Here is a 12844-nt window from a genome sequence, read left to right as displayed (position 1 = left end):
AGCATTAGCCGAGGCATATGCCTGCGCACCTCCAGGCGACACCTGCCGCACAATCGTTTACAAATTGAACAGAAGATTCGCTGCGCTGTTTTAGTTGGTCGACTCTTTCGCTGCAATTGCGGATCCCGAGGAGGCATACGCCTCGGAAACAAGCTTGTAACAAGTGCATGCCCTTTGCTCGAGGCACTTGCGTTCATCGATCCGCAACACGCCGCGCACCTTGCGAATAAGACGCTGTTCGGCAAACTTGTTCAGGGTCTCGGTTATCCCCGGACGAGGCAATCCCAAGACGGACGAAAGGTAGTCATGGGTAACTGGGAGCACATGAGTGTCAGCAGCGTCACTCGATAGACAGAGCCAGCTCGCGAGCCGCTTTTCGCGATGGTGCCAAACGCCACAGAATCCTGTCTGAGCGCAATGCAATGATAGAGCGTCGACGTAGCGAGAGAGCTGTTCCCGGATTTGCGGACGCTCGTTCATCAGCTGACGCAAATCTTTGACGCGGATCCTGAGAGCGGTTCCAGGAAAAAGCACGACAGATTGATGCGTCGAGAGATGACCTCCCAATAGGACCGAAGCGCCGACCGCCCCCCGAAATCCTATTACCGCCGTTTCAAGAATAATGCCGCAGGTGACAATCCTTAGCGATACGAGTCCCGATTTTATGAAATAGACGTAATCAACATTCCTTTTCGGCTCTTGCAGAACGATGCGTTCTCTTAGAACGACAGGCTCAAGACACTGCCCTATTGCTGCGAGATCTTCGAGAGGCAGCCTCGCCAGGATCGCATTCTTGACAAAGGACCGCATACTCGCCCGCACCACGCAGCTGCCAGGGCGCGGAAGCATCGATAGACTGCTCTGCTCTTGAGTCACATCATCCAACGCGAGTTAGGTATGAACCGACGGGAGTTCTTAAACTGCGAGAAGGACGATCCGCTGGTTTCCGCCTAGAAGCGCACAGTCCAAGCCCGGCCACGAAACAGATGGGCCCCGCAGCTGGGCCGGCGCCGTCGTCCGGAGACATGTCGAACTCCACACTTCTGTCGCGATCCGTCTCTATCGCCTTCGAGCAAGTTCTGAATGATGTTGAACCCATCACCGCCCTCACAGAACCATCACTGATCGGGGACATCTCCTGCGCGCCCGGGAGCATCCGGTGGGCTATGCCTTCGCATCCGACCTCGTCAGGCCGGTGCCGATAGACAGTTTTCTAAGCCAGCAGAGGGATTGATCGAGAGCTTGCATCTCCAGCTCAACCACCTTTCCAGGGGCCGACTGCGCCATTTCGGCGGCATTAATCATCCACTCGGCGGGCAGTCCCCGGAGATTTGCCCAACCAAAAATGGATTCTCCAGGCTCACCCGCGCCGCGTCGGTCGCGCAGCGGGGCGCGATAAGACCACGTGTTCTCGAAGCAGATGCGGTCGAGCCCGAGGCTTGCGAGCTTTTGCGTCAGCTTTGCGACAGGTGCAACGCCGGAACCGATCGGCACACCGAGCAGGGTCCCCTCCTCACCCTGACGCACAGGGGGTAATAGCACGCAATCCTTTAGATGCGCGGAGCATACCCAGGGCTCCATCGCCTCCAGAGCATCACAGGGATGCTCAAAGAAGATCATCGAATTGACATAATCGAACAACGCGCGGATCCAAGCGCTATTGACCGATGTGAGGATCTCCGCGACCTCGGCACCGCACAAATCTTCGTGGTTCTCCAGGAGAATTGGAATGCCGACCCGCTCGGCTATCGGAGTGAGCTGAGATAAATTCCTCTTTGCCTCACTCACGCGCTGGCGGCGATCCGGCGCACCTGTCGTGAAGGTCCTGAGGTATCCAGCTCCGACGTCAGCGGCCATGGCGAGGCAATCGCTTAGATGGGCGACCTCGGTCCCGCGGGTCTCGATGTCGATGAGTAGCCCGCGATGATCGAGATGGCGTCGCACCTTGCGAAGGTGATCGCGTTCGCGTCCGGAGATTTCAACGTAGCCCGGAAGGTGAGCTGATACGTTGATCCCGTCGAACCCGAGCTCGGCTGCGATATCGATCAATGAGAAGACGTCGAAGCCGGGTTTGTAACGATAGTGATAGCGCAGGCCGTAAGAGTGCAAGAACAGCTTGGTCATGTCCTGTTTCGAAGTGTCAGGGTCGGTTGCGGGACGCGGTGAGACGCTCCTCGCCGACGGCCCAAAGGGCAAGCAGCGAGGTAGTAAGGATGAATAGGCCAGGAAGAATTGGCGCAGGCGATCCGAGAAGAAGACCCGCCGCATTGAGTTTGATGAGTGTGCCCCAATCGCTTGCCGGGGGCTGCACACCGAGGCCCAACACGCTGAGCGCGCTCAGGAACATCAGGCACGACACGAAGCGGTTGATGAGTTCTACCGCTGCATAGGCCCGTATATTTGGCCAGACGTCACGAAAGATGAGGTAGCCGATGCCCTCTCCGCGAATACGCGAGATCTCCACGAACGGCTGCGCAATTACCTGAGCGACGGGCGCGCGCAGGGATCGGAACACACGGCAGAATTCGACGACGATGATGACCGCGATCAGGCTGGACGTACTCGATCCGAGGGCCGCGATCAGCACGAAGGCGATGATCAGACCCGGGATCGCGATCAGCGCATCCATCGATCGGGCGAGCACCGAGCCGCCGAAACCGCTCGACAGGCCCGTGAGCACCGCGAGGCCGAGGCCGAGACCAAAGGCGACGAATGCCGCAGTCACGGAAATGAGCATGGTCTCACGGCCAGCCGCGAGTGTCTCGGCGAATAGATCTCGCCCGAGGTGATCCGTTCCAAGAAGGTGTGTCGCGGATGGTGGCTCGAACCGCTCGGCGCCGTAACGCTCCGTCCATCGCGCGTCGATCAAGGATGGCGCCATGAAGAGAACCAGCGAAAAGATCGCGAAAACGGCAACCCTCATGTGCGGCCCCGTCGAACAGAATGCGCCGGCTCGAAAGCGCTCGCCCAGTTCGGGAACGTCGTGGGAGGCGATGTCGCGTCGACACTGATCACAGAGGAGAGCACGCGTCCGGCACGCATTTCGACCACTTCATCGGCGAGCCGCGCCACCATGTCCGGCTGATGTGAAACGAAGAGCATGCTGACCGAACGATGATCCCGTACTTTGCACAGAAGCTCCACGACAAGAGCGCCATTGGCAGAGTCGAGCGAGGCCGTCACCTCGTCGAGGAGAAGAATGCGTGGCCGCGACGCAAGAGCCAAGGCGATCCCAAGCCGTTGGCATTCCCCGCCCGAAAGCTCTGACACGCGCTTGCGCAGATAACCTGTCGGAAGAAAAACCGAGTCGAGAACCTTTGCAGCCTCGTTTGAGTTCTCGCCGCCCCCGGCCTGACGCAATCTGCGGCCGATCAGATAGGCAATCGTCAGCGCCGGGTTGAGGTGCAACCGAACCGACTGAGGGACGTACTCGAAAACACGCTTCTCGGCGGTTGTGCGGGCCGAATAGTGGAGTGGTAGACGGCGCCCTCCGACCAAGATCTCCCCCGAGGAGTCACGGTGCTGACCAAGAAGTGCACGAAGAACCGTCGTCTTACCTGCGCCGGACGGGCCGACAAGACCGATGCAGCTACCAGCGCCCAGCGAGAACGAGGCATCGGCGACAAGCGGACGCCCGCTTGGCGCATGCACGCTCAGTCGGTCGATACGGAGCGGCACAGCATGCCGCGGCTGTGATTTGCCCGTGTTCGAGTCGAGAGGAGTAGGACGGTTTTCTGGGGCAAGCGCCCTTATGCTGTTGCGGTCTTTTTGGCGAGAAGTGCTCGCTTTGGTGGGAAGCGGTCGCTTCAGATGCCGGGCAAGGTCGATGGCTCCATCCGACAAGGCTTCGAAAAAAGCGAGCTCATGGGTCACCACTATGGCTGCAGCGCCGATCTCTTGAATACGCGCTTTGATGGCAGTCATGACGGTGCTCTTCAGCGCCGGCTGGAGCGAACTCGTCGGTTCATCCAGGATGACGAGGCGCGGTGAAGCGCAGAACAAGCTAGAGACGAGAATGCGCTGCAGCTGGCCGCCGCTATATTGGTGCGGATAGCGGTTCTCGTCGAACCCTGGAATATCGAGGCGATCGAAGGCGCTGCGAAGCAGAAGCCTGCGCTCAATGCGTTGCGAGCTCGTGTCCCCGGGAAAGGCAGCGAGTTGATCGACTACACCACGGCTCGAAACGAGGGTCGTGGCTGACGACTGGGGAATGTAGAGGATGTCCCGCCCCCAAAGCGCCTGCCGATCACGGGGGGCCATTTCGGTGAGTGATCGGCCCAGAAATGAGGTATCGCCACCCGTGATACGGAGATTGGGACGCTGCCAGCCGATAAGCGCCAGGCACAGGCTCGTCTTACCGATGCCTGAGGGGCCTATGACGGAATGGAGGCGACCGCCCACAAAAGTGGCACTAAGCGCGCCGATCTGGTTCACGGCGCTGTCCGAGCTTGCGATTTCTACTGTGAGATCACGTATCCGCAGCACCTCGGTCACAGCGCTGTCCTCCCGACGAAGCGACCGCTCACGAGATCGGACAATGAATAGAGCAGCATATAGATGCCGGTAATCAGCATCGCGCAGAACTGCAGTACGGGGATATCGCGCCATACAACAGAGGACACGGTGAGGTCACCAAGCCCCGCAAGGCCGAACACGACTTCGATCACGAGCACGCCCGTCAGCAGATAGGCGCAATAAGTCAGTGCGAGATTGAGGATCGATGGTGTAATCGCAGGCAATGCATAACGCAGCGCAGTTTCGCCCCGGCCAAATCCTTTGAGCCTGGCAAACTCGAAGTAATCCATGCGCTCCTCCGTGGCGAGCAGCGCGAGCACCATCCGCCCGACATAGGCGACCATGCCGACGCCGAGACAAGCGCTCGGCAGAATGAGGAGACGGAGCTGATCCAGGAAAGGCTGTCCCTGCGAAATGCGCGAAACCGCAGGTAAAAGCCTAAGCTCCACGGCGAACACATAGATGAAGATATAGGCGATTAGGAATTCCGGCGTGCAGATGACAATTTGCGTCACGAGCCTGAAGAAATGCCGGGTACGTCGGCCAGTCATGAACACTCCAAGCCCCACCGCAATCGCGACCGGAAACCACAAAAGCGTCACGGCAGCGAGAGCGAGGGTGTTTTCGAGTCGAGGCTCGACCACTTCCCAGACACCGGTCCGGGTCGTAAATGAGTGGCCAATATCGCCGGTCAAGAAGGCGGAGAGCCAGAGGGCGAAGCGTTCCACAAGGCCACGATCGAGGCCGAGGTCAACGCGCATGCGTTGAGCGAGCTCCGGAGTGTAGTCCTGGCCCAGCAACTCTGTGACAAAATCCCCCGGAATGACTGCCGTTCCGAGAAAGATCAGAGCGGATGCACCGATAAGAATGGCAACACGCGTGAGGATGCCACGCAACAGCAGCCACGCTGTGGCACGCTTTGAATGCACGCGCTCAGGCGCGGCGTGAAATGGTGTTAGCACTTCCACGGGATCAAACCTTGCGATCGAGCCATATCTCGGAGAACGCGGAGCCCTTGAGCGCTCCGAGCGGTGACGGTGCAACGCCTTTGACATAGCTCGCCTTGGCGTCAAGCTGATTGAAGAACAGTGGGATGGCGGCACCGCCCTCTTCGTGGATCGCCTCTTGGATCCCCCAGTACAACAGCCGCCGACGGGCTAAATCAGTCGTGGCCACGGCATCGTCCATCATGCGGTCGATCTCGGGGCGCCTCCACCGTGTCTCATTCCATTTGGCGTCGGATCGATAGGCGACGCGCAGCATAGCGTCGGGTGTGTAGCGCGTGCCCCAACCACCCACCATCAGCGGCTCTTTGAGCCAGATATTGTCCCAATAGCCAGCAACGGGATCCCGTCGCGCCTGCACATTGACGCCGGCCTGGCGCGCCGTATCGGCAAACATCTGCGCGAGGTCGACAGCAACATTGGGCGTAACGGCCTCGGAGGCGTGCAAAATGAGTTGACCGAGATCGACGCCAGCCTGGCGAAGCAGCGTCCGCGCCCGATCGGGATCGTAGGGTCTGATGGGCAACTCGGAATGGTAGAACGGACTAAACGGAGGAATGGGATGGTCATTGCCGATGCTCGCCTGCCCCACGCACAGTTTGTCGCGGAGAAGGGAACGATCGAACAGACATTTTAGTGCCTCGCGCACCTCGACGCGGTCGAAGGGCGCCTTGTCGACATGCATCGCGACAACGTTGTGTACACCGCTGGGCGATGACACGACCTCAAGGCCGGTCGCCGCGCCCACGCGTTTAGCCAGCGCGAAGCTAATTGTCTGCACAGCGTCAACGTCCCCGGCGAGCAAGGCCGAAACGCGCGCGATTGGATCCTGGTTGCCCTGAAATGAGACCTCATCGAGATAGGGCTTGCCGCTGTCCCAGAAGTTCGGATTACGGCGATATGTGTTAACACCAGCCGGATCTAGACCATTGGCGATGAAGGCACCCGCACCAAGTGGCTTGTCGAAGCGCGAATATCCCTCAGGCAAGATATGGAAGCGATCCTGGGCGAGCAGCAGCGGGAAGTCGGCATCGGGACGTGTCAGCTTAAAGCGGACCGTCTGCGGGTCTTCAGCAACGATATCGCTCACGTGATCAACAAGCACGCGCAGAGGCGACTGCGCTACCGGATCGCGCAATCGATTGATGGTGTAGATCACGTCCCGCGCCGTGAACGATCTGCCATCGTGGAACTCGGCGCCGCGACGCAGGCGAAAGATCCAGTCGTTCACCTTGCCGTTGGCGGCTTCCCAGCTCTCCGCCAGGGCCGGAATAGGCTGAAGATGCGAATCGACATTGACGAGGCGAGCTCCTATCAGCTCATAGGCGAAATAGACCGCCCACGACGCAACCTTGGTCGGATCAAGTAATGACGAGGAAGCCGTCTCCTGTAGAACGATCCGCACGCGACCGCCGCGCCGAGGCGCAGTTTGCTGGGCCATGGAGGGCGGCGACGCCGTGGACAGGGCAGCGGCACCGATCAAACCAGTGAAGTTGCGACGCGTGATCATTTGAGATGTCATGGCAGCGGCCTCACCCCCATCGAGTATTGGTCCGCTTGGAACAGCCGCCGCTTGTGTTTGCCAAGCAGCCCGCCCTTGACGGCCGCACTCGTATATACGAGTTAAGATGACAGCCTCATGACACAGAATGGATACAATATGGATAAAGTCGATGGCCCTCTCGATGTGGATGAAGCCGATTGCAATGCCTTGGAAGGCCCCCGTTGGCGCTTCATCGCGAAAACGCTGAAGCAGGAGATCCTGAGCGGGCATTTCGAGATCAACAGGCCGCTGCCATCCGACACCAAAGTCGCTGAACGCTTTGCCGTGAGCCGCATGACGGCTCGCAAGGCCCTAGCGAGCCTTCAGAGCAAGGGGATCATCCGCATTGAACACGGGCGTGGCTCGTTCGTGGAACTCGACGCGATCAAATATCATCTAAGCGGACGCCACACTTTTTCGAAGAACGTCATCGACAATGGCATGAGGCCGAGCCGTAGGTTGCTCGCGGCGGATATCGTCCAAGCCGACGACTGGGTGCGGCAATCCCTTCGCTTACCGCTAGGCTCTTCGGCCTTACGAATCCGACTCGTCAGCGAGGCCGACAACCGCCCCCTCGCCTTGAGCACGTGCTATTTGGAACTACCGCGTTTCGACGGTTTCGTCTCGGCGCTTGGTCCCGAGGCAAATGTCGAAGACGCGCTACAGCACTTCGCTTTGGTGGAAAAAGCCCAGATCGACGTCAACCTGCTCGCGCGGATGCCGAGCCAGGAGGAGGCGTCCCTGCTGGATCAATCCCTGGCTCGGCCGGTCATGGAAAAGCGCGCATCAAGCATCGATCAGCACGGTGAACCGGTCTGGTGTTACCGGGTGATCTATGCCGCCGATAGAGTCCAATTTCGTTTCGACAGATTGTAGAATTGATGACCCTCGCAACGCCGTGAATAACTCGCCGGTCAGACTCCGACTTTAGACCATGGTTCCGCCACTTGCTATCTGTGTCTTGACGCGAAGGCCAAAGATGTCGCTGCTTGAGAGGTCCACAAGCATCGCCCGAGCACAGCGCGAATGCGCCGCGATGCCGCGGTTGAAACCCCACGGCCAAAAGCGATTGACCATTGGAGTATAACCAGATCGACAGGCCGGTCCTCGGTGATCGCCGTAACGTTGGTGAAATCGCTGTTGCAGTTTTTGCGGCGACCTGCGCGCTGGACAAATGCAATTTCACAGGCCCCGCGACGGCGGCGACCACTGCCGGCTTTAGAAAGAGGCCCCTGAGCAGTTCGCCGACCTCAATCCGCCCGCGGCACCTGGATTTTAGTCGATCGCCTTTCCCCCAACGATCGAAAGCTAGAATGTCCGCTGTTATCTTTCCGCGACAAGCCGCGCCTTCTAGCCTAACCAGGCCTGCAGAAATGATGGCGATGGTTTCGGCCGAAAGCTATCGATTATGATGCCGGCTTACCGTCGGGCAGCCGGACCACGACGCCAAAGCGGTGATAAGATCGCGTTGCGGCTCCCATGAAACAATAAGGTGAATTCGCGATGCGCGCCGATCAGATTCCAACGTCTGTGTCGACCTGCGTTTTATTCGATTGTTGGCAGTCGCATTCCCCGCTTTGCTCCTACGTACCGCCTTTGCTGCAACTGTGCGCGTTACGAGCAAGCTCAGACACGCCAGGCATACGTTGGCGGTCGCATCGCTAGTGACTCGTGCTTGAGGATTGACGTCGCACCTCATTTCTTTCCCTTTACCACACCACCACTCGGCTCTAGTGATCGCCTTGATCGGATGCTCACGAGCCCAAACGCGAGCATGCTTCCCGCTCCGCAGACGGCAAGGGACGCTAATGCAGCGGTGATGCCATAATGATCCTGGACCGAACTGAAGAATAATGGCGCAAGAGACGTCGATAACAATCGAAAGCCGTTGATCAACCCAACTCGACTTCCGTATCTGTCCTGCCCGTACGTCGCCAAGGGCAGCGTTCCACGACAGATGCAGTTTAGACCGGCGCTGAACCCAAGCAAGACAACGAAAAGCGCAACTCCAAGGACGGAGTGAGAAGCTAGTGCGACGATAAGCGTAGCCGCGGAGAGCAGGAGGCATGAGAGAAGGGTGAGATCAATTTCGGCCATTCTCTCGGTGAGCGAAGCCGCAAAAAGCAGTATTAAGACCTGAGACGGTCCGAAGAGCGCTGAAATGAAAGGGCCCACCGGACCTAAGCCGACCGATGAAAGGATTGGAATCATCTGACCAAGGAATGCCGAGATGATAAATGCGGCGAGCGAAAAACCAAGCGTTATCAACGCAAAATCAACCGCCTTGCGAGCGGATTGCGAGCGGACCCGCGAGTTGTGCAATTTATCTAGACCTGCAGCGCCAAGGGCGGGCCTCCGACGAGCCCATACCATTAACGGAAGGGCAATGAGTACATTACAGCCCGCGTAGATCCCAAAGATCTCTCTCCAGGATATCAAAGTGAGCAACAAAGAGGTGAGCGGCCAGAATAGCGTTGATGATAACCCACTGACCAACGTCAGCAGAGTGACCTGCCGCTTTGCCTGGATTCCACCTCGTTGGACCAAGAACACAACTGCAGCTTCGTAAAAAAGAAACGCGGAGGCTATTTGCATGCCGAATAACGCGACAGCGAATACGGTCGCATTCCACGAGACTGCGGCTACTCCTAAGCTGATAGCTGCCACAACTGAGGCTATTTCCATCGTTCTGGCGGCGCCGTATCGGTCCATAAGGCGACCGGCAATCAACGACATTAGCGCGCTCGCAAACAGAGCGAAGGAAAAACAAGAAAATATCCACCCATCTGTGACTGCGAGGTCGCGGGCAACATCGTTCGCTACAACGGCGATGCTGTAGTAGAGTGTGCCGTAGCTAATGATTTCTATACCGCCCAGTGCCGCGACAACGATTCGATCATCCTTCCAGATCGCCGCCGCTAGCCTTCTCCTCGGTTCGGTTCCCATACTTGGTGGTCGCATCTCGCGATTGTCTTTTTAAAACTGATCTTACGAATTTGGCGCTCCGCTCAGGCTCGTTGAGCATGCCATGCAAAAGAGCGAAATCGTATGCTCGCCGGCCGCCTGTTTCGAAACGTCGCCCCGACCATTTGCAGTATGGAAGTCCACACCTCGGGGGTCACTTGACTCGGAATATCGTGAAAACCAGCCCAATAGTTGAGATACTGCTCCTCACTCATTGAGATCGCTTCGGTGGTAGCGAGAGAAATGCAGTTGCGCAGGTTCGGATATTGGTTGAGGAGCGCCTCGTAGCTTTCCATCTCGGCGACTAATGGAAGACGCGCCCGCCGCAAAGCCGGTACCATGTCGCGTACCTGTGCTTCGATTTCGAGTTGAAACGGATCGTTCTCAAGATCGTTAAGGAAAGTCGTAATCGTGAAGAACCCGCGGGGCCGCAAGATTCGCATGACTTCTCGAAGCGCTTCGCTCGCGTTCGTCCAGTGGAACGACGTGCTGTAGCAAACCCAATCCAGCGAACCGTCGGCCAAACCCGTGCACTCTCCAGGTGCATTAATCCAAGAGACGCCCGGATAAGCTGGGCCGAGCCTCTGTCCCACCGCTACCATCTCACCATCAGGTTCGACTGCATATCCCGAAAGCCCCATGCCAGCCAAGGCATAGGCGATCGCGCCTGTTCCAGCGCCGATATCCGCGAAAGTTGGACTGTCGGTCAAGTTCTTTACTTGGTCGACAAGCATCTGAAGGACTCGCCGTGAATAGGGCGGGCGCCCCGGATAAGTCTCCGCTACTTCGGAAAAGCTTCCAAAGGACCGCTTCTGAGCAACTTGCATCTTGTCCTCCATCAGGCGCCGGCCGCGCCTGGTCGCGCGCCCGAATTCCCGCTTCAACGTTTGTGCCGCTGTGCCTATGTGAGGGAGCAATCCCTGTAAGGCTGTTGCTGTCGTTGATCCCTTCGAACTCGTAGTCCACGCATCGCTAGGCAAATCCAGGAGCGAAGTGCTTCCTGTAAGTGTCTGGCGATCTTGCAAAAGAACAAGCGCGTACGCACCGGTGAAGTCGGGTTTGAGGTTGCCGCCGACAATTAGGATGCTCTGCCCGAGGTGGACAAAGGCTGCGGGCATTTTCGCGAGGTTGTGGACTTGCCGATGCTACCCTCGAATACACTCTGACGTCGACCCGACACGTTGCTTCCTTCTCTTCTCATGGCGGTTACCAGAGATCGATGCCAATCGGCAGCTCCGGCGGCCCGCAACGAAGGACTTCAAAACGCATGCCAAGTGCCTGACCCAGCCGAACGTTTGTGATGGCTTTCAGCTATTTAGTTAGAGAGGCACAATCAGTGTTTGCATGAACAAACTTGTGTCGAGGACCTCACAAACACAACAAAAGGTGTCAGATCGTTTATCTCACACCGCAATCCGCTGACCAAAGTGCGTAATAAGTTTGCAAGCTCGGTAATGATGGTACTATCCCGTTCCAGGATGCGCTTAAACGTTAGAAGCGAGGATGATTGATTGCCTCGGCTTAATCGCGACCAAGAGATAAGGACCGGTGCCCGATCATGAGCAGCCGAGCCGACGGCAGCGCTACTCCTGCGCATCGAGGGAGTACCCTCGCGAGTGCACGGTGCGGATATAGTTGCGCTGGCCGTCTCCATTGAGTGCCTTGCGCAGGCGGCTAATCTGAAGGTCGACACTTCGCGAACGGACATGGAGGTTCTGGCCCCCAATGATCGTTAGGAGTTCGGCCCGAGAAAAGACCTGCTCCGGGTGTTCAAGGAAATGCTGGAGCAGGCGGAATTCCATTGGCCTTACCTTGATTGGCCGCCCGTTGCGGCTGACACGTTGGGCACGAACATCCATGACCAGATCTAGGAAGACCAACTTGTAGTGAGAACATGCCATACCTGTGGAATCCGGCTTTTCGTTATGGGGTGCTTATCAGCCTCGTATCTCTCCTCTTCTACGATAACGATCGATCCTCTCAGCGGCTTCGCATGACAGTCGGACGACATTCTGTCGAACAGGTATGGAGCTTACGTAAAACCGCTCGGCCGCTTCATCGACGCTCATTCCTTCTTCTGGCCGACTAGAATGGCACCTGATAGACTCCTCTTCTACTATCGCATGCGGCTCCTTCTTGCCGACGGCGAGTTTTGATCTGACTGACCGGACCGAACAGGGTACCGGCTTTGCATATTTGTGCGGCATCAATTTGTACCTCGTCTACCGCAAGAAGCCCCTTAAGGCTGTGAGGCCGCGCAAACGCGGCGCGTTAATCAAGTCACCTGATTCCCCATCTGCTGAGCAATCATTCACCGGACGCCCACTAGATAGCTATGGGAATGACACGGCCAGGTTAGTTACGCGAGCTGTTGCTGTGGACCGCCTCGTGCAAACTGAATGTCGACTTTTCGCGAGCCGATAGGCGCTGCTCCGCGCGGTGCTGCAGCCACAAGCTCGTCGCGGGGGAATGCTTCCGACGGAGATGACGCGGCGGGCGGAATGCAAACAGCCCCGTCGAACGGTCGGCCGTCCCGGCTCACGCACTGAACGCGCAGATCAACGACAAGGCCAAGGCCAGCACATCCGCACGCCTCATTTTCGTCCTGTGTCCCCACTCGACCGGACGACACTCGCCTCACCAACGGGCCAAGTATGATCCGGGCTGGTTGCTCGCTCTCTGCACAGAGAACGCCCTCACACGCAATAGTATCTTGCGGAAGAGCCAGACGGCTATATGCACGCCAGCTGCCGCAGGCCACCGTCGGGAATCTGAGGTGTCGAGCCACCATGCTATCCTCTTGGCGATCGCAGGCCCA

10 protein-coding genes are annotated in these 12844 nt (G+C 58.0%); 1 reads left to right on the top strand and 9 read right to left on the bottom strand.

The window, feature by feature from the left end; translation table 11 throughout:
* Nucleotides 1-90: 90 nt before the first annotated feature.
* The 6 genes from I6F12_RS11035 to I6F12_RS11010 all read right to left on the bottom strand — a co-directional run bounded on the left by I6F12_RS11035 (nucleotide 91) and on the right by I6F12_RS11010 (nucleotide 7029).
* A complete protein-coding gene (locus I6F12_RS11035) occupies nucleotides 91-810 on the bottom strand; it encodes a Crp/Fnr family transcriptional regulator (protein ID WP_225156226.1) in 720 nt (239 codons plus the stop codon).
* Nucleotides 811-1164: 354 nt separating this feature from the next.
* Complete coding sequence (locus tag I6F12_RS11030; RefSeq protein ID WP_225156224.1) at nucleotides 1165-2124, bottom strand: TIM barrel protein; 960 nt, start codon at nucleotides 2122-2124, stop codon at nucleotides 1165-1167.
* Nucleotides 2125-2140: 16 nt separating this feature from the next.
* Nucleotides 2141-2923: an ABC transporter permease gene (locus tag I6F12_RS11025; RefSeq protein ID WP_225156223.1), complete on the bottom strand. Its 783-nt coding sequence runs from the start codon at nucleotides 2921-2923 to the stop codon at nucleotides 2141-2143.
* The gene (locus I6F12_RS11020) at nucleotides 2920-4494 is read right to left on the bottom strand and encodes an ATP-binding cassette domain-containing protein (RefSeq protein ID WP_225156222.1); all 1575 of its coding nucleotides are present in this window, start codon (nucleotides 4492-4494) and stop codon (nucleotides 2920-2922) included. Before I6F12_RS11020 ends, I6F12_RS11025 begins: the two co-directional genes overlap by 4 nt.
* Entirely contained in the window at nucleotides 4491-5483 is a 993-nt protein-coding gene (locus I6F12_RS11015) for an ABC transporter permease (protein WP_225156220.1), read from the bottom strand. The genes I6F12_RS11020 and I6F12_RS11015 overlap by 4 nt, the downstream gene beginning before the upstream one ends.
* Nucleotides 5484-5487: 4 nt before the next feature.
* Complete coding sequence (locus I6F12_RS11010; protein ID WP_225156218.1) at nucleotides 5488-7029, bottom strand: ABC transporter substrate-binding protein; 1542 nt, start codon at nucleotides 7027-7029, stop codon at nucleotides 5488-5490.
* A gap of 150 nt (nucleotides 7030-7179) precedes the next feature.
* Here I6F12_RS11010 and I6F12_RS11005 point away from each other — a divergent pair, with 150 nt between their 5' ends.
* Complete coding sequence (locus I6F12_RS11005) at nucleotides 7180-7938, top strand: GntR family transcriptional regulator (RefSeq protein ID WP_225156216.1); 759 nt, start codon at nucleotides 7180-7182, stop codon at nucleotides 7936-7938.
* Between the two features lie 819 nt (nucleotides 7939-8757).
* Here the strand turns inward: I6F12_RS11005 and I6F12_RS11000 are convergent.
* The 3 genes from I6F12_RS11000 to I6F12_RS10990 form a co-directional block, all read right to left on the bottom strand.
* The gene (locus I6F12_RS11000) at nucleotides 8758-10008 is read right to left on the bottom strand and encodes an MFS transporter (RefSeq protein ID WP_225156214.1); all 1251 of its coding nucleotides are present in this window, start codon (nucleotides 10006-10008) and stop codon (nucleotides 8758-8760) included.
* Between the two features lie 62 nt (nucleotides 10009-10070).
* A complete protein-coding gene (locus I6F12_RS10995; RefSeq protein WP_225156212.1) occupies nucleotides 10071-10853 on the bottom strand; it encodes a class I SAM-dependent methyltransferase in 783 nt (260 codons plus the stop codon).
* A gap of 756 nt (nucleotides 10854-11609) precedes the next feature.
* Nucleotides 11610-11885, bottom strand: a complete 276-nt coding sequence (locus I6F12_RS10990) for a winged helix-turn-helix domain-containing protein (protein WP_225156211.1) — start codon at nucleotides 11883-11885, stop codon at nucleotides 11610-11612.
* Nucleotides 11886-12844 lie beyond the last annotated feature (959 nt).

This window comes from Bradyrhizobium sp. IC4059, from assembly GCF_020193615.1.
Taxonomy (GTDB): domain Bacteria; phylum Pseudomonadota; class Alphaproteobacteria; order Rhizobiales; family Xanthobacteraceae; genus Bradyrhizobium; species Bradyrhizobium yuanmingense.
Note: the sequence above shows the minus strand (reverse complement) of the source record. Positions and strands in the feature narration are given on the sequence as shown.